Annotated in this window: 20 protein-coding genes; 1 reads left to right on the forward strand and 19 read right to left on the reverse strand. The window is 50.5% G+C overall.

What is annotated here, in order from left to right; genetic code table 11:
* Positions 1-172: 172 nt before the first annotated feature.
* The 15 genes from QMN93_RS24490 to QMN93_RS24560 form a co-directional block, all read right to left on the reverse strand.
* Positions 173-481: a DUF3892 domain-containing protein gene (locus QMN93_RS24490; RefSeq protein WP_001547818.1), complete on the reverse strand. Its 309-nt coding sequence runs from the start codon at positions 479-481 to the stop codon at positions 173-175.
* 150 nt (positions 482-631) lie between these two features.
* A complete protein-coding gene (locus tag QMN93_RS24495) occupies positions 632-2,293 on the reverse strand; it encodes a terminase large subunit (RefSeq protein WP_045325290.1) in 1,662 nt (553 codons plus the stop codon).
* Positions 2,277-2,633 (reverse strand): phage terminase small subunit P27 family, encoded by a 357-nt coding sequence (locus tag QMN93_RS24500; protein WP_000113647.1) that lies wholly within the window; start codon positions 2,631-2,633, stop codon positions 2,277-2,279. Before QMN93_RS24500 ends, QMN93_RS24495 begins: the two co-directional genes overlap by 17 nt.
* A 130-nt stretch (positions 2,634-2,763) precedes the next feature.
* Entirely contained in the window at positions 2,764-2,916 is a 153-nt protein-coding gene (locus QMN93_RS24505) for a hypothetical protein (protein ID WP_061351399.1), read from the reverse strand.
* The gene (locus QMN93_RS24510; protein ID WP_001145894.1) at positions 2,909-3,352 is read right to left on the reverse strand and encodes an HNH endonuclease; all 444 of its coding nucleotides are present in this window, start codon (positions 3,350-3,352) and stop codon (positions 2,909-2,911) included. Before QMN93_RS24510 ends, QMN93_RS24505 begins: the two co-directional genes overlap by 8 nt.
* Positions 3,352-3,645 (reverse strand): head-tail connector protein, encoded by a 294-nt coding sequence (locus tag QMN93_RS24515; protein ID WP_045325314.1) that lies wholly within the window; start codon positions 3,643-3,645, stop codon positions 3,352-3,354. Before QMN93_RS24515 ends, QMN93_RS24510 begins: the two co-directional genes overlap by 1 nt.
* A complete protein-coding gene (locus QMN93_RS24520; protein ID WP_001201224.1) occupies positions 3,642-3,980 on the reverse strand; it encodes a phage head closure protein in 339 nt (112 codons plus the stop codon). Before QMN93_RS24520 ends, QMN93_RS24515 begins: the two co-directional genes overlap by 4 nt.
* Complete coding sequence (locus QMN93_RS24525) at positions 3,977-5,212, reverse strand: phage portal protein (protein WP_045338305.1); 1,236 nt, start codon at positions 5,210-5,212, stop codon at positions 3,977-3,979. The genes QMN93_RS24520 and QMN93_RS24525 overlap by 4 nt, the downstream gene beginning before the upstream one ends.
* A 1-nt stretch (position 5,213) precedes the next feature.
* Entirely contained in the window at positions 5,214-5,774 is a 561-nt protein-coding gene (locus QMN93_RS24530) for an HK97 family phage prohead protease (protein WP_045338306.1), read from the reverse strand.
* 51 nt (positions 5,775-5,825) lie between these two features.
* Positions 5,826-6,992: a phage major capsid protein gene (locus tag QMN93_RS24535; RefSeq protein WP_045338307.1), complete on the reverse strand. Its 1,167-nt coding sequence runs from the start codon at positions 6,990-6,992 to the stop codon at positions 5,826-5,828.
* Positions 6,993-7,225: 233 nt separating this feature from the next.
* A complete protein-coding gene (locus QMN93_RS24540) occupies positions 7,226-7,528 on the reverse strand; it encodes a hypothetical protein (protein ID WP_045325320.1) in 303 nt (100 codons plus the stop codon).
* Between the two features lie 354 nt (positions 7,529-7,882).
* Positions 7,883-10,573, reverse strand: a complete 2,691-nt coding sequence (locus QMN93_RS24545; RefSeq protein ID WP_045325322.1) for a TOPRIM and DUF927 domain-containing protein — start codon at positions 10,571-10,573, stop codon at positions 7,883-7,885.
* Between the two features lie 240 nt (positions 10,574-10,813).
* Positions 10,814-11,020, reverse strand: a complete 207-nt coding sequence (locus QMN93_RS24550) for a hypothetical protein (RefSeq protein WP_019077819.1) — start codon at positions 11,018-11,020, stop codon at positions 10,814-10,816.
* Positions 11,017-11,211: a hypothetical protein gene (locus tag QMN93_RS24555; RefSeq protein WP_019077820.1), complete on the reverse strand. Its 195-nt coding sequence runs from the start codon at positions 11,209-11,211 to the stop codon at positions 11,017-11,019. Before QMN93_RS24555 ends, QMN93_RS24550 begins: the two co-directional genes overlap by 4 nt.
* Positions 11,204-11,551: a host cell division inhibitor Icd-like protein gene (locus tag QMN93_RS24560; RefSeq protein ID WP_323619692.1), complete on the reverse strand. Its 348-nt coding sequence runs from the start codon at positions 11,549-11,551 to the stop codon at positions 11,204-11,206. The genes QMN93_RS24555 and QMN93_RS24560 overlap by 8 nt, the downstream gene beginning before the upstream one ends.
* Here QMN93_RS24560 and QMN93_RS24565 point away from each other — a divergent pair.
* On the forward strand, positions 11,538-11,732 hold the full coding sequence (locus QMN93_RS24565) for a toxin-antitoxin system HicB family antitoxin (RefSeq protein ID WP_063844865.1): 195 nt from the start codon (positions 11,538-11,540) through the stop codon (positions 11,730-11,732). The genes QMN93_RS24560 and QMN93_RS24565 overlap by 14 nt on opposite strands.
* 760 nt (positions 11,733-12,492) lie before the next feature.
* Here the strand turns inward: QMN93_RS24565 and QMN93_RS24570 are convergent.
* The 4 genes from QMN93_RS24570 to QMN93_RS24585 form a co-directional block, all read right to left on the reverse strand.
* Entirely contained in the window at positions 12,493-13,185 is a 693-nt protein-coding gene (locus tag QMN93_RS24570; protein WP_019077823.1) for a hypothetical protein, read from the reverse strand.
* 20 nt (positions 13,186-13,205) lie between these two features.
* Positions 13,206-13,490, reverse strand: a complete 285-nt coding sequence (locus tag QMN93_RS24575) for an AlpA family transcriptional regulator (protein WP_019077824.1) — start codon at positions 13,488-13,490, stop codon at positions 13,206-13,208.
* Between the two features lie 600 nt (positions 13,491-14,090).
* Positions 14,091-14,741: a hypothetical protein gene (locus tag QMN93_RS24580; RefSeq protein ID WP_019077825.1), complete on the reverse strand. Its 651-nt coding sequence runs from the start codon at positions 14,739-14,741 to the stop codon at positions 14,091-14,093.
* Complete coding sequence (locus QMN93_RS24585) at positions 14,741-15,961, reverse strand: site-specific integrase (protein ID WP_045325326.1); 1,221 nt, start codon at positions 15,959-15,961, stop codon at positions 14,741-14,743. The genes QMN93_RS24580 and QMN93_RS24585 overlap by 1 nt, the downstream gene beginning before the upstream one ends.
* Between the last annotated feature and the right edge of the window lie 188 nt (positions 15,962-16,149).

The raw sequence follows: 16,149 nt of genomic DNA on the forward strand, positions 1-16,149 counted from the left end.
TACGGCATGAACTGATACATTTCAGCTATGTTATTGAATAAAAAGGCGCTACTCGGCATGGGGATGCGCCTTTTTTATTATTGTTTATACAGATGTTTATACAGCTTTGGCTGAACAAACAAAAAAGCACCAGAACAATTCTGATGCTTTATGCCTTTAGTAACCAAAGTGTTTAGTACTCAGGAAGGTTTTCTAAGTTATCCTTGGATGTACCATTAGGTCTAGTAGTAATGTAATCAGTACCGTTGACACGGTCCTTAACCACTTTTTGACCTTTCTTCCACTTACCGTCATCACCTTTGAAAATGGTGTAAAAGGTATAGCCGCTATCGATTTTATTCACTACCCACTGCCGTGTTTCTGATGTCCCTTCTCCAACAGTATCGCCATTATCGACATGCACATACACATGGGTAATGTGAGTGTGTTTATCGTTATATCGGACTTTAGAAATAAGGTAATCAGCCCATTTATCAGTCATATTTCACCAGAAGTTTGAACAGGAAAAGCCCTGCAATACATTTATAAACAACAAAACAGACTCTTCCTATTCCACGACAGCAATGTAGTGATCTAGAGCAATTTTATATTCCTGATAACCTCAAGATAATTCTGCCTTTACGCTTTATGCTCAAATCCCATTAAATAAAGCCAGTCGCTCTTTGTGACTGTCGCTCATATCGAAAGCAAAATCTTCGTGTTCTGCCTGGAATGTGCCGAACGCCATGAGTGCAGAAACCGCCGGGTCTATCTTGTTGGAGGATTTCTTTTTGTTAGGTTTGATATTGGCGTTGGCATCGGACTCCATCACCACGTTACCAATCGCCCAGGCCAGAACCGGATCGCCACGATGGCGCACCACCTTGCGGTTAACAAAAACCTCAAAAGATTTCGCTACCGGACTGAATTTCAGATAGGTTTGCGGGAACGGCTCCACATCGAGGCCAGCCCCCTGTAACTGGGTTCGCAAGTGTGTCGCGTTCCACGTATCAAAGCCCACCAGCCGGATATTGAATATTTCAGCGTCGCGCAGGATATCGTCACGGATGCGATCATAGTCAATACAGTCGCCGGGGGTGGTGCGTATCCAGCCCGCTTTTACCCACTGCCGATAGATGGCGCGGTTTTTGTTAGCAACGTTAAGTAGTTGTGCTTCGGGCAGATAGTGCCGGGTAAGAAGCCTGATCTCGCGTTCAAACGGGAAAGCGTAACTCACACTGGTAATATCGCTGGTTGAGGACAGGTCAAATCCGGCGTAACACTCCATCCCGGACAGATCTTCTTCGGTATATTCGAGCGCACAGGCATCCCATGCGCCGGCTCCCATCCACGGAGTGGAGCCCTGACACCAGATATTGAAACGCTTGGTCAGCATTTCCACCCACTGCGACGGTATACCCCGGGCTTTCTGGATAGTGGATTCTAGTTTCGCTGCGTCAACGGACACATGCAGGTTAGGGTTAGCCTTGATCCACATTTCAGGCTGCTCAACCTCGCTTTCGTCGTCCAGCTCGTAGATCAGTACAAACAGCGAATCGTTGCCCTCCTCCCCGGCCAGAATCTGACAGCAGTAGTCATAATGCTGCTTACAGGCAGAGACAACGTTACTCCCGGCGGTAGTGATAGCGAACAAAATCGCCTCCGGACGTGCGCCCATACCCAGCTCGAGGGCGGAATAAACGCCGTTATCCGGGTGAAGGTGGTATTCATCGACAATCGCCAGGCTGGGGTTAGTCCCTTCAATGGTGGCCGCTTTCGCCGCCAGCGGCTTTAACAGGCTGTTGCTCTTCGGAAAAATGACCTTATGCGCCTGGATATTGACGCGCTTTTTCAGCGGTTTTGACAGCAGGCACATCTGGCGGGCATCGTCGAACACGATTCGGGCCTGATCCCGGCTTACCGCCGCCGTGTAGATATCCTGCTGGCCCTTCTCCATTACCAGAAACCAGTTAGCCAGCATGGCGGCCACGGTTGATTTGGCATTCTTGCGCGGCACCTCAATAAAGGCGCTGCTGTACTTACGGCGGCCTGTCTCTCTAACTTTAAAGCCCAGCAGGTTAGCAAAGGCGAACTGCTGCCACGGTTCCAGATCGATTGGCTGGCCCCGAAGCGGGCCTTTGACGTGAGGACAGAGCCGCGAGAACGCAATAAACCGCTCTACGGTCGCCGTATCGAACTCATATCGGGGGTCATTCAGGTCTGAAAAGTACCTTTCCACGGCCTGTTTTACGCGCTTACAGGCCGGAATTTCGCCCGTTTTTATCGCATTTGCGTACTCATTCCAGACGGTCAAGCTCGTCCTCCTCTTCCGTTTCTACCGGGTTACGGCGGCGGCTTACCGGATCAAAGCCCAGCAGCGACGACATTTTAATCATGATTTTTTCAGCATCAGCCTTTGCACTCAGTGCAGGATTTCGGCTCTCGCCCCCCTGGCTGTTAACAATGCTGAACCCACGGCTGGCAAGGTCTTCCACTGCTTTGCGGTACATCGAATAGTTGACGCAAAAAAGCTCAAGGTTGTTCCAGTCGGCGGGTGTCAGATCGCCACGCTCGGCCAGTTGCTTCGCTTTCGCTTTCCACTGCTGCGCGGCTAACTCATCAAGGTAAGCTGGCGGTTTTGGTGGTCTTGCCATAAAAATTTCTCGTTTCCATCGCGTTTTATTTTCAAAAAAATCACCGTGCGTAAAAATTTGAGGGGGCGGGTGGTTCCTCGCTGAGAGGGGTTTGTCCTGAAAACCTCCCCCACCCCGTCCATTCGGCCTGTCAGCGGTTGCGAAAGCATTCCATAAGCTCCCGGTCACGCTGGCTCATGCGCTTTGCTACGGGCTTCTTATGCGCTCTCTGTCTGGCTGGTTGCCATGCCTCGCGCTGCTTTATCAGCCCACTAATCAGCCGCTGCTGTTCCTGCTCAGTCATTGTTTGCCTCATAGATCCAGTCGGTGCGATGACGTGCTGCTTCTTCCTGCTCGCGGAACTTACCGGCTTTACGCTGCTGCTTCGTCACCGGGTCTGTTGTGGTTGTCTTCCGTCCATGACAGGCAGCGCATAACGACTGGTGATTACTGGCGGGCCAGAACAGCACATCAGCTTCACCCTCGATAGGGATGATGTGATCGACGATAGTTGCCGATGCATAGACGCCAGCCTTGAGACAATGGACACACAGCGGATTAGCTTTTAGAAAATGACGACGGTATTCGCCCCAGCGGTTGGAGTAACCACGCTCTGTTCGCGTACCTCTTCGGCTGTCGCTTTGTCGGCGGGCATCCCGCTTATGCTCGTCACACTTGCCAGACTTCACCCGTTTATTACATCCCGGCTCATTGCACCGGCGTAGTGGTTGCCACGGCATCAGTACACCCCCACATCACGATAGACAGACCACAACGCAGAGACAGCCATCGGTATCTCTTTGGCGTCGGTATCACCAATCATCGTGCGGTACTCGTACAGCTGAGATACGTACATCAGACAGCCAATCTTGATAGCTGGCGTAAACTCCAGCCCGTTATCAAACCGCTTGCCGATATGCTTCTGGCAAACCTCCAGCGCCGCATCGATGTACGCCTGTATCAGCGTGTCTTCATAATCATCATCAATACGGCAATGCAGCTTTGCTTCTTCCAGGGTGATTTCTGCTGTCATTTTTCCGTTCCTGTCTTGCAGAGAATTTCCAGCCGGGTACCTTCCGAATCAGGAATAGGAGGCCCGATAATATTGAGAGTGCTGCCAGCAAACGGGCCAGTAAGCACTTTCAGACGGTTGGCTGCGGTAATATCACGGCGGAAACGCACCCAAACGCGGATCGTCGCTTCGGCAACCTCGGCACCTGACGCCATTAACTCTCGGCCACTGATCCCCTTAACCTCAGCCCATATGGTTTCCCCGTCTTCCCAGACCTGAACAACCTGACCGGACGGCTCCCTGTGGGTAGTGAATACCCGAATAGTGACGCGGCTTCTCAGCCCCCCGGCTCTCATGCGTCACCTTCCTTGCCGTCTTTGCTGATCTTCACTTCCTGCTTCCATGCCTGGCTGAATTCGTCACCACCTTCACGCGGCGGCATCCCCTCGCGCTCACGGGCTTCGTTCGGGTTCATGATCCCGTTCTTAATGCCTCGCTCATAAGTGGCGTAACGCTCGGTAGGTGTGGCACGGAGAAGGTCAGCAGAGTCAAACTCCACCTGATAACGGGTTCCCGGAACCGGAGAGGCCACCAGCAAAGCAGATTTGATTTGTTGCTCGAAGTTCGCCAGCCACGGGCGCATGGTCATGGTGAGAAAGGCGCGGCTCGCTTCGCTGAAATTGCTGTAGGTGCTGTTGCTGTATTCCTGCAGGAAGATGGGCGACACGTTGAACATGCGGGCAATGTCTTCAATGGAGAACCGGCGCGACGCCAGCCATTCGGCATCCTGATTGCTCATGCCAAGCTGCTTGTAGTCCATGCCACCTTCAAGGATCGGCGTTTTCCCGGCATTTCTGGCACCTTTGTAGCGCTCCAGTGCGTCCAGAGCCTGCTTACCCTTCACGCTGTCGAGCCATTCAGCAGTAGTGACGACGCCCGCCGCCATCATGCCATCTTTCATAATGCTGGCACCGTGGCGCTGTTGGGCCAGACCTAACCCCAGCGCCTCACGGCACGTAGTAATAGGCGAACGCCCCAGAAAGCCATCATCGGTGGAGTAACGCAGGTGCAGAATCTCTTCCTGTAGATAGGTGCGCACAGCCCCGGTAAACGGCTCTGTAACGGTGTATTTGTACTTATGCTGGCCGATACGCTCAGGAACAACCGCCCCCGGCGCATACGGGTGCAGGGATTGCGGCTGGCCGTCGCGGCCCCACTGGATCACCGCATAGGCGTTACCATTCAGCAGACAATGGCGCATCATCGTGCGTTTAAACTGATAAGGCGTCTGGCAGTCGTTCGGCTGCTCGTTCAGGAGAAAATCCACCGGGTGATTACTCAGCCATTCTCGCGCCTCACGACCATTATCATTACGGACGCGGTAGAGATAGCAGGGCATTGTTGCCACCGCCTCACTGATAACTGATACGGCGTTCATGACCGCCGGCAGAGATTCCGCAGTACCCGCAGACACATACTCGCCTGATCCGGTATTTGGAATCCCTGCCATCGCCAGAAATTCATCAATGGTCATGCTGCGCTGCTCTGAGGGTTCAGACTTACGGCCAAACGGCCAGATATTCCACATATCAGAGCCCCGCTAAATCAGCCCAGCGGCGACGGTTATCGCCAGCGCGGCGCAGTTCAGGATGTTGGGAGAAAAGCGAACGGTGCGCGATTTCCACGCCAGACTCAGGATAAGCAGGCATAGAGGTAACGGTAATCTCCCGCAGTTCGGCAGCGGTAACAGTGCGCAGATATGGAGACTGAGCAATATCCCACGCCTCTTTCAGCGCCCGGAAACCAAAGCTCATGCCGGAGATATCCCCGCGCTCCACCAGCTCCAGCACATCGTTGCCAAGCTGGGTATTCGGCGGAGTCAGCTCGAAGCGCAGCCCGGTATCGTCTTCGGACAGCACCAGCGTGCCGGATTTAGTGCGGCCCAGCAGCTGGGTATAGTTATGCTCATACAGCGCACGCACATCGCTACCGGATGCCAGGCTGTCTTTAAACGCTCCCGGCGCAAACTGTTCGCGGAACTCATCCCAGATAACTTCTGACAGGCTGTTCCAGCGCACGGCATAGCCCACCAGCTTTTTGTTGCTGGCGCTCACTTCGGAAGTACGGATTTCAAAATCAATTGTTTTCATTACTGGACTCCACAGAGGGCAAAAAGGGGCCGCAGCCCCTTAAACGTCAAATCAGGAACCGGAGCCTGAAAGCTCAAGCACCTTGATGGCGTTGGAGTCCACCACACCGCCGCCCAGGTACTTATCGGTATGCACCTTGTAGAAACCCGGTTCGGTGATGTTGTCAGGACGGGTACGCACGCCAGTGGTGTGATCCACGATGAAATAGCCGCGCTTGAAGTCGCCTACCGCGAGGAACGCTTTACCTGCATCCGCATCCGGCATGGTTTCCAGATACTGAACAGGACGGCCCAGCAGCGTATCGGGAGAACCGGCAACCAGACGATCGCGCCAGATGTAATCTCCGTTGCCGTTTTTCAGCTTTTGCAGTTTGGCGGCGGTGTTGGAGTTCATCACCCATACGGCGTTTTTGCGGTATTTGGCTTTCAGCTTATACAGCAGGTCGATCAGGCCATCAGAGGAAACGTCAGCCGCCTCCATCTTCTCCAGCGTACCGAACGGACGGGTTTTGTCGGCAGTGACAGCGCGAGGGTAAGACAGGAACCCTTTGGATTTTTTATCACCGTCGCCGTTCACAAAGTCGCTCTCTTCGGTAGCGGTGAAGGTGTCGGCGATTTCAGAAGACAGCCAGCCCAGAATGTCCACCTCAGAGAAGTCGAGAATCTCCTGAGTGGTTTTCGGGTAGGCGTAGATCGGGTTGAGTTTGATATCAACGCGCTCCATCTTCGGCGTACTGGTTTCGGTACGTGCCTCACCTTCGGTACCACGATTAACAGTAGTGCCGCCCACAGATACCAGCTTCTGGTATTCGTTGGTTTTGGTGGTCTTCACCGTTGCGATGGAACGCATCACGCTATCATCCTGCAACTGGCGCATAATCTCTTTGTCCAGCTCAGGGATAACGGTATAACCGCCGTCAGCCTGCACCAGCGTGGAGAGAGAACGGGTATCACCTGTCATGATGTAGTGGCGCAGCTCGTCGTTGCTTACTGGCTCACCTTCGACGGAAGTACCAGGCAGATTGCGCTGATCGTCGGCGACGGCTTCAAGGCGGGTGATTTCAACTTCAAGCGCATCAGCCTGGGCGCGGAGTTCGTCGAACTTTTTGCCCTCTTCTTCGTTCAGGCTGCGCTTTTCGGTGTCGGCTTTGTCCAGCATGGAACGCATCTGTGTTTTGAGTGCGGCTTTCTGCTGGCGTAATTCGAGTAGTTTCTTCATGGAGTGGTTTCCGTATCAATTAACGTAGAGACGTGAAACCAGCGCTTGGAGGGGAGGCCGTTAAATCTTTTTCTGCCTCTCGCAGGCTGTACTCGCTACAGCTTGACTTAACGGCCAGTGGCGGCTCACGTCTGAGTGCCACTCTTCAAGATATACATGAAAAATATAAAGAAAACCCCCCATCAGAGACAGGGGTAATCACGGGTAAACATGAGTACAAATAATTTACAAAATTATTCCTTAGCGCAATCCAGAGCATCATCAAGCAGCTCACGCTTCGCTTTCAATTCGCCGATAAGGATATCCAGTTGTTCTTTGCTGGCAGCCATAACATCACCAGAAAATTGATGGCGCAGGAAACCATTGTGATCCACAAAAAAGAAAGCTTCTCGCTTCACCAGTTCCCGGTATTCGCTAAGCGGCATAAGCTGCAAATCCGTTTTGCTGTCTGGAACCCCAAACATATCTTTGTGCTCAACCACTTTCTGGATCAGCACCTTCGAATATACCAGGTCATCACTGTTTTTTTTGTCCATAACATCCTCTATTTTTTGTGTATAGATGCAAAACTATGTTGGTTCAGTCAGTTCAGTTGGTTCAATTTGTAAAGATTATTGTTTTTAAAGGCATTATTTTCATTAAGTGAACTAACAAAGCCCCTTTTTGAACCAACAAATGCTATTTTTATGTTGGTTCAGTGGCAAATATTTACAGGCCAGCCAGAAAAGGGGGTTGGTTCAATAGCGGAACATGTTGGTTCAAAATAGCCGTTTGTTGGTTCAGTGTTGGTTCAATTATTAGACATAAACCCTATGTAAAACAGTAACATGAATGTAATTAACAATCATTGAACCAACTGAACCAACAATAACAATCCTCACATGTGTATTTTATTCCGCCCCTTCTTCTGCAACTTGTTGAAGTACATAAACGTTGATTTGGCGCCCATCAATTCGCGGTGATTTCTGTTGATATCCTCTCCCACTTGATGGCTCAGAGAGCAAACCGGCAGCGGCAAGCGCACGGGCAAACTGCCTAGCATTAAATCCCTGCGCTATCTCCTTCTCAAACGTTGCAGGGAATGTATAGAACACCATGGGCGCATCATCATGGTTGCTCTTACGCTTACGATACCCGGCAAGATTACTGATTGGCAGGCTTGCAGGATCATAAGGCAAAGGGGCGAACCGGCTCAGACCATAAGCATTAAGAAACGCCTCGCACTGCTCGATGATCTGCTGGTGCTCTTTATTTCCCGTTCCGAACTCTTTCACCCAGGCATTAAAGCTATGCTGGATAGCATCACGGCTGGCCTGTTCATCCCATCCGGTGATTGATGCACCAGTCACCAGCGCAGCTTCAAGGATTGCAAAGCGTTCTGCCACGCGGTGCACCTGCTCGCCATAATCAGCCGGAATGAGTCCGCGCCAGCGCGTCTGGGCGTCATGTACGGCCTGTTTAGCTTCCTTCTGGTGAGCCGCCAACCATTTAACCCACTCTCGGCCCGCTGCACCGTGATTTTCAATCCATGCCTGCTTCAGTGCATCAGCATGAGCCTTGCCGTTCTGCAGGCCATGAAAGGCCGTCGATTTCTCCATAGGGATATTCAGCAGGCGAACCAACTGGCCTGCCTTAACTTTTAGCCCACCAGCAGAAAGAAACGTCTCGATATCCATTTCCCCGGTACTGATTGCTACAGTGCGCCAACGTTTCAACTCCCGATTGCCGCCCTCTTTGGCTCCCTGCAGCTTTCCAGCACCGTTAAACAAGGTGTATGCCGAAGTGGCAACGTCTTTGGCGCTGCTCCCCTGCCCCACTTCATCCAGCGGTAACAGACTGTCGTTATGCGCCTCCGCTTCGTTAGCGATACCAAGCGCAGTACCGTACCACGTTAGGCGCAGAGCATCCGGCTCTCCCCACAGACTGCTCGCAATATTAGCTGTAGTGGTCTTACCGGCGCTCGACTGCTCGAACAAGTGGACACCGAAACCATCAGCACCCACCAGCCCAATAAGCGGCGCGGATAATGCCGCCGCCACTCCCAGCATCATTGATGGGTTGCCACCGGCCAGATAAGCCACTGAATCCCGCCAGCCCTCAGCCGTACCAGAAACGGCATAACCGGAAGATGCAGCGCTGCGACCATTAAAGAGAATGGGTGTCTCTGGATCACCAATAACTTCGCCATCAGGCATGATATATGCCCCATTATGCCAGCCAGTGGTATGAGTGATAATCCATTCCTGACCAGATCCACACTGCTGCAGCCAATCGGCCAGAATGGCACGAAAGGTGTTTTTAGTGGTCACGTTAACCCCTCCAGCTTTAAGTGAGCGCCATCCCTCACGCTCTCCAACATCAGCGCAAGGGATCGCCCTGGTAATATCTTCGTGGCCACGCGGCGAACGCCAGCGCAAAACAAGATAGCGTTCTGCCCCGTCACTACCTGAACCAACTACCTCAAGAGGCGAACAAAGCCACGCTTCGTTATTGATGATTTCTCCGCTGTCCTTGTCCACCTTTGGCGTAATCCAGTACAAGCCATCGTTACGGCTCTCCACGCGTGGTTTCAGTTCGTCACCTTGCAGAGCTGATTTTTGCTCTTTTTTACCGCCGTCAATAGACTTAAGTTTTACCACCACCTTTTCGCCCTCCGGCTGGTACATCGAATCATTAAATGCTGCTGCGGCTGCTTCCAGCCCGTGTTGCTGGTGAAAATCATTCCAGTCGGCCTTTTCCTCAGACTGAGGTAAAGCTACCCAGCCAGAGACAGCTTTAGCGGTTTTTTCTGCGGCTGATTTACCCGTGTTTGGTTCGCCAGGCTTAATATCGTTATCTGCGGCGATGATGATCTGCGCATCCGGGTAACGCTGTCGCATCACCTGCGCAACTGACAGCAAATTCCCGGCGTCAATCGCTGTGATAATTGTCGCATCTGGGCGAAACTGCTGAACCGAAAGCGCCGTTGCTAGTCCTTCGGCGATAATCACCGTCTCCGGCGTTTCACCGGAATTAACCACGCAAAAAGAGCCTTTCTTTACCGTTCCGGCCACCAGCCGCTTACTGCCATCTGGCTTAATCACCTGTGCGCCTGTCGTCGCGCCAGCACCGTTTTTCAGCACCAGCAGCAGCGACCCATCGGACAGCATCGGGAAGGGGCATTGAAGCCCCTTTGATGTAAGGTAAGCAGACTGCCCCGGAGAGGCTTTAGCGGTCAGCGCCGCAACTTTCCCGGCGATATCCGTCTGAGGCTTCTCTCTGGCTGGCTTCGGTTCCGGTGTCCGGGTATCACCACCCAGCACAGAGGATACTTTCTGCGCCGCAGCGGTTATGGTAATGCCCTGAGATCTGGCAATGAGATCCAGACCGTCGCCGTGATTTGGCTCGTCACACTGGCGACAATGCCACTCGCCGCCGCCGTGGTCGTCAATGTAGTGAAATCGGTCAGATCCACCACAGATGGCGCATGGGCCGTGACGGCCTTTCGGCGGAACAGTCACCCCGCACTGAGGAAGTAGGCTTTCCCAGCTTCCGGCAGCTTGGCGCTTAACTTCACGGATAATCTCAATTGCGCGGCTCATTGCTGTTCCTCCCTAATGCCATTGCGAGGAAAGACGGTATAGCAACCGTAAATGTCGATAATCTCGTTTCCGCGGCTGAGCCAGTGAGATATTTCTCCCGAATCGGGATGGAACACAGCCACAGACTCGGGGGCAAACTTTAGGGCAAAGGTGATGTGACTCTGCCCTTCTGCAGTCAGTTCACAAAACAGCGGCAATTTGAACTCTCCGCGCTTCCCGTGCCGCGCATCGCTTACAAAGTCATTTTGCACTGGAAGCCTCCCGCGCTTTCTGTAGACGATCTTTGGACTCATGCACCAGGCTGAAAATGGCGGCCACACAGTTAGATTCGTGTTCATCACCTTCGCCGAGGGAGTCCATCCAGATTTCCAGCATAGCCAGAGCCTGATTGCTGTATGCCAGTGCGTCTTCGGCGTGCATCAGGACTTCAAAAGGAACCTGTCTCATTTTGTCTCTCCCATGCGCAGCTCGGCGATTAATGCCCGGTGAATTTCCTGGTTAAAATCACACGCAATAGAAATCAGATTCAGCAGCGTTTCTGAACATTCAGCAGAGGCCTTCTCCAGAATGGTTTCGTAAAGTGATGAAGCCAGCGCTGATTTATATTCGGCCTGCTCCAGACAGATTGGCTCACGCACGGTGCACCTCCCGTACTGGCAAACGGCCAGCGAATACCATCACGCAGCCAGCCGGCGATTGTTCACGGGCTTCGCGTTCGGTGGTAGCAGTGATGTGAATGACGTTGCGCCCAATGGCACTGAGCGCCAGAAAACGCCAGGTGTAGGACTTCCGCCCTTGCGGGTGTGTGATATGATCTTTCATAGCTGCCTCGTTACTTTCGCTAACGGTGGTGGTTAGCCCTCGTTCGGTACTGGTAATACCGTTCGGGGGCGTTGTTTTTATAGATAGCATCGTGATAAGGTGCGTACCTATTTGAAAAAACACTACAGTAATAGGTGCGTACATGTCAACAATCATTAAGCGAGATAAGCAACCCAAGGGAACGGGTAAGGCTCCTGCATTCCAGATTCGTATTCCCCCTGAGTTAAAAGAGCAATTCGATAAAGAAGCCAAACACGATGGAGTTAGCCTAGCTAACTGGCTAAAAGAATTAGGCAGGGCAGAATTAAATAAGCGTGGCATTGAGCCAAAAGGCTGAACAGGATTACTCCCCGTAATGCTGTGAACTGCCCCGATAATTTCGGGGTTGTTTTGCGAGTGACTTTTAGTTACCTGCAAATTATGTATACCGATAATTTCGGTGTGCAAAGGTTGTGCAGGACTTATAGACTCGCACAAACGCCAATCCCATCCTCCAATGGTAGTTGGGATGGGTTCCCCTCTTAAAAATGGCTGGCTAACCTGCTGATTTTTCTCATGACGCAAATCTGCGTTATTATCCAAATCTGTAATATTATGATTTTCCTCATGATTGAAAAACCAATCATCTCCGCAGCCCCCGGTGTTCTTCGTCGGAACCTCTGAACCTAAGCAGTTTTGATGTTCAGGAGAACGCGAATACTGTTCGGGTTTGTGGCCCGCCGATTCCGTCGATTCAACGGAATTAAGTTTCATCAATAGGTTGCGATGTCCGTACGTTAAACGTACGCAGTTGTTTAAACTCGGCATATCACCGAGTTTGGTTTGCGCGTGCGAATTTCGTCGGCTCAAATTCTGCGCAACCCTGATTGAGTTATGCAAATCGCTTGCGGCTGCCTCATCATGATTTGAGCACCCCCAAACGGGGGAGCGCAGATTTTGAACTCCAGCTCGGATTTTGAATCCCTGGTGATAATTTGACCTCGCCAAAACGGGCGAGTGCAAAGTTTGACCACCAGCGGCAAGCCTGGTAATCTGGCGATGTTTCAGTAAAGCGGTATTGCACTGGCGGCCCGGCATGGCCGCCTTTGTTTTGCCGGTCATACAATAGCCTCCACTTTCAGCCCGCCAGCGGTATACCCCTGAACCCGAACACCATCGACGCGATGACGCTTTTTCGTCAGAAAGCGGATGTGATCTGCGTAGACGTACTGCCATTTACCATCGAGTGCCACACGTTTAAACCACGGATGAGGCTTAGATATGATCTGGACAACTGGCGCGGAAGCCTTGCAGGGCGCGGGTTCTGCTGTGCATACCCCCTTATCGTTACCCGTTACTCTATACAGCCAGTAACTTGCCAGCTTCCCGGTCAATTTACGGGTGCGCACGGGGATATAACCCGCCTCACGCATCGCCTTACCAAAAGTGGCATCGTCCGGGTAATACTGGCGGCGTAGTTCCGTAGATACTGAAACGGCAAAGCTGCGTTTAGTCGGGTATTCCTGCCACTGGCCGACAAATTCAAAAGGAAGACCATTAACCCTTCCTTTGGTCTTGTCCTTGCCGCTTATCCCTACATCATGGTCTGCCTCATGCACGGACACGCCGGAACGCAGCCACACCAGCCCGTTACCGTTGTGGCGCAACCCCAGATCGGCAAGCGTAAATTCACCGCGATTAATGGGCGACCAGTCACCGGAAATAACCTGTTTACGGTTCGCTGAAATATCGTGCTGGCTGGCTACAGGGTGAGCGAATCCCTGCCCGTGGAGGGCATTAATCTTTTTCATCTCAGATTACCTGTGGTTAATTAAGCAGATTTACGGCTGTATGGGTTATTGACGTTCTCTACTGCTGGCGGATTACGAACCCACCAGAGCACATCCGAAAGAAGCCAAGCACAGCTATTGCGGCCAAAGTGACAGCGCGGAGGGAAGCGCCCCTGCTGCTCCATCTTCCAGCGGCTGGAACGGGAAAGACTGGTGATCTCGCTGCATTCATCTTCACGGATTCGGCGATCAAACTTAAAGCCGTACTCTTCTAAAAGGGTGCGGCGCTGTTCAGGATTTGGCGGGGTAAAGGTTATATTTTGCATGCTGCCTCCACTGTTTCAATGTTATGCGAAGAGATTAGTGGATAAACGACCAGCATTTCCATTGATTCTGGAATCCTTTAAAAGAACACGCAATTCCATTGAAAGATAGAAATTCCATCAAGATAACGCTCCCCTGTTTAAAACAGTTTCCACAGTAATTTCAACGGCTGTCTCGAGAGAAAAAATCATGAATTTCAATAACTCGCCGAAGATCACCGTTCTTTAACGATTTGATTCACCTTGGATTGTTCATAACAAAGATGAACAATGATGAACGCTGATGAACAGTGATGAATAACCATGAACAAAGATGGAAAAAGTTAGCAAGTAATGACCTAGTAGGGACCGTGGATGGAGCTAGGTATTGTTAGGTGCTGTCGGGTGCCGTTACGTGTCATAACGTGTCATTACGTGTCGTTGAATGCTGTTGAATGCTGTTGAATGCTGTTGAATGCTGTTGAATGTAACGGTAATACACATCAAATATAACAATTGAATCTCCTTGGCGATCATAGAATCGCCAAAAGCTCCAACAAATATAATTAATTAGTATTTTCACATGAAATATAAATAATACCTACTAACACTGCAAAACAATATTCATTCCGTATAATAAATCGAATTTAATGCCTTTCGAATTTTCTCATATATTGCTGATTTAGATAATCCAGTTTTAGATATACCTTCCTCATCAGCTAATTTATATAGTTCGTTTAAAATAGCCGAGATGCTTGGTTTTTTAGAGGTGCCAAACGAATGGCCTATCTTATGTGCTATAAGCTTGACCAGCATCCCCATTAATTTATCATTATATTCCTTTTCATCTTCTTTACGATGCAAGCCGCGTTTGCTGCTTTTCAATGCAATTCCGACCTGTAAAAGCTCATCCCCTCCCATAGCATAAAGATGCTCTTTTCCTTTGTTTTGATTAGCAATTATAGCCACCGCCGCAAGGCATCTGTCCTTTATGGGTTGTGGTGTAATATCTTCATCAATAAGAGGATATGCCAGAGCAAACATATAGTCTGCGGGATAGGCTGTTGAGTTTCCACCTCGAAATAATTTAGATGCTGATAACCATCTACTCAGTTGTCGATAGTATATATTGTAAGCTTCAACTTTCGCTTCAGGGATATCAGCAGTTTTAACTGTCGGATCTACCCCACACATAAGTAGTGCAAGTTGTTTAATATTTAGCTCCGGGGCTTTGGCTTCTCGCTCGAAAATACCCAATTTTAGAAAACTAGTCATTATTCAGCCTTATTCAACAAAACAATGTTAGTGAATCCACCTGATAAAATATCAAGTCTGTCATACCATTTATTCAGCGCATCCAGTTTCTCAGGCAAATACAGACTACGGTTATAAATCGCCATGACTCCCGGCATTGAGTGCCCCAACAACTGTTCGACAACGTGTGGTGCTATACCCATATTATTCATATGCGTTGCTAAAGTTCGTCTTAGATCGTGCAGTGTCCATGGTTCAGAATGCCCCAGCTTTTTATAAACGCCGCGGCCCCACTGACTTACCGCTTCACTGCCTTTAACCGACCCAAGCAAAAGGCCGGATCGTTTCGTTTCATCATGCAGTATTTCAATGAATTTGCGCATGGCATCCGGCACAGGTCTTACAATCTTCTCGCCGCCCTTGCTGTGCTCTTTGGGAACTGTCCAGACCCAGGCATCCATATCCCATTCACTCCACTCTGATAGCCTGGCCTCCTGCGTTCGGCACCCAAACACCATTAGGATTGTCAGTAGCCTGGTGTAGTAAGGCATGAAGCAAGTGCCAGAGGAAATGGCAGCCCATAAATCGCCAGCCTCTTTATCGTTTAATACCCGGTCTTTTTTTGCCTGTTTTTTACCGACATCTGGAATTGTTAAATCTTCAAGCGCGGTACTCACAGCATAGCGACGAACCCGGCAGAATTTCAGGGCTTGTTTGCACATCTGGAACACATAACCTGCGGCGACTGGAGTTTTCTTTTTCATCCTGTCAAAGCAGTCAAGCCAGTATCGTGTTTCACAGTCAGCGAGCGCCATTTTCCCTATATAAGGATAAATGTGTTTTCGCAGCTCCGCTTTGTGCCGTTCAACATTCGCGCGGTTCTCTTCTGCATATTCGCGTATCCAGTATTCTATAGCTTCCTTAACAGTGACCGGTTTAAGCGTTTCCTGAGTGGCCAGCGCCAACTGGTGCTTTGGATCTTTACCTGAGGCCAGCCATTGGCGGCATTTATCACGCGAAGAACGGGCTTCTTTGAGGCTCATATCCGGGTATCGTCCCAGAGTAAGACGATGCAGCTTCTGCCCGTCGAGTCGGTAAGTAAACACCCAGCTAATACCACCAGCTTTCGTTACCTTGGCGCTCAGCCCGGCACCATCAGCATAGAACTCAATCTTACTGGCCGGGATACCATGTAATCCCTTTAACTTCCTGTCGCTCAGTTTGTTAAGTTCGCCAGCCATAGACCACCCAGCCCAAAGTGTTTATACAAATGTTTATACAGAATTGCTTGCATAATAGCATAAACAAAGAAAAACACTGGAACAATATACAGGCATGAATTTATACAACACATTGATTATTATATGAATATTAAAATCATCTAAAAGCATGAAAACAGCTAATATGACAGTACGGCATGAACTGATAC

It is taken from the genome of Enterobacter sp. R-1.6.2 (assembly GCF_035064085.1).
GTDB lineage: Bacteria > Pseudomonadota > Gammaproteobacteria > Enterobacterales > Enterobacteriaceae > Enterobacter > Enterobacter asburiae_B.

Coding starts and splice junctions, on each gene's coding strand:
- QMN93_RS24490 (WP_001547818.1), bottom strand. CDS start 481: ATGACTGATAAATGGGCTGATTACCTTATTTCTAAAGTCCGATATAAC.
- QMN93_RS24500 (WP_000113647.1), bottom strand. CDS start 2,633: ATGGCAAGACCACCAAAACCGCCAGCTTACCTTGATGAGTTAGCCGCG.
- QMN93_RS24505 (WP_061351399.1), bottom strand. CDS start 2,916: ATGACTGAGCAGGAACAGCAGCGGCTGATTAGTGGGCTGATAAAGCAG.
- QMN93_RS24510 (WP_001145894.1), bottom strand. CDS start 3,352: ATGCCGTGGCAACCACTACGCCGGTGCAATGAGCCGGGATGTAATAAA.
- QMN93_RS24515 (WP_045325314.1), bottom strand. CDS start 3,645: ATGACAGCAGAAATCACCCTGGAAGAAGCAAAGCTGCATTGCCGTATT.
- QMN93_RS24520 (WP_001201224.1), bottom strand. CDS start 3,980: ATGAGAGCCGGGGGGCTGAGAAGCCGCGTCACTATTCGGGTATTCACT.
- QMN93_RS24525 (WP_045338305.1), bottom strand. CDS start 5,212: ATGTGGAATATCTGGCCGTTTGGCCGTAAGTCTGAACCCTCAGAGCAG.
- QMN93_RS24530 (WP_045338306.1), bottom strand. CDS start 5,774: ATGAAAACAATTGATTTTGAAATCCGTACTTCCGAAGTGAGCGCCAGC.
- QMN93_RS24535 (WP_045338307.1), bottom strand. CDS start 6,992: ATGAAGAAACTACTCGAATTACGCCAGCAGAAAGCCGCACTCAAAACA.
- QMN93_RS24540 (WP_045325320.1), bottom strand. CDS start 7,528: ATGGACAAAAAAAACAGTGATGACCTGGTATATTCGAAGGTGCTGATC.
- QMN93_RS24545 (WP_045325322.1), bottom strand. CDS start 10,573: ATGAGCCGCGCAATTGAGATTATCCGTGAAGTTAAGCGCCAAGCTGCC.
- QMN93_RS24550 (WP_019077819.1), bottom strand. CDS start 11,020: ATGAGACAGGTTCCTTTTGAAGTCCTGATGCACGCCGAAGACGCACTG.
- QMN93_RS24565 (WP_063844865.1), top strand. CDS start 11,538: ATGTCAACAATCATTAAGCGAGATAAGCAACCCAAGGGAACGGGTAAG.
- QMN93_RS24560 (WP_323619692.1), bottom strand. CDS start 11,551: ATGATTGTTGACATGTACGCACCTATTACTGTAGTGTTTTTTCAAATA.
- QMN93_RS24570 (WP_019077823.1), bottom strand. CDS start 13,185: ATGAAAAAGATTAATGCCCTCCACGGGCAGGGATTCGCTCACCCTGTA.
- QMN93_RS24575 (WP_019077824.1), bottom strand. CDS start 13,490: ATGCAAAATATAACCTTTACCCCGCCAAATCCTGAACAGCGCCGCACC.
- QMN93_RS24580 (WP_019077825.1), bottom strand. CDS start 14,741: ATGACTAGTTTTCTAAAATTGGGTATTTTCGAGCGAGAAGCCAAAGCC.
- QMN93_RS24585 (WP_045325326.1), bottom strand. CDS start 15,961: ATGGCTGGCGAACTTAACAAACTGAGCGACAGGAAGTTAAAGGGATTA.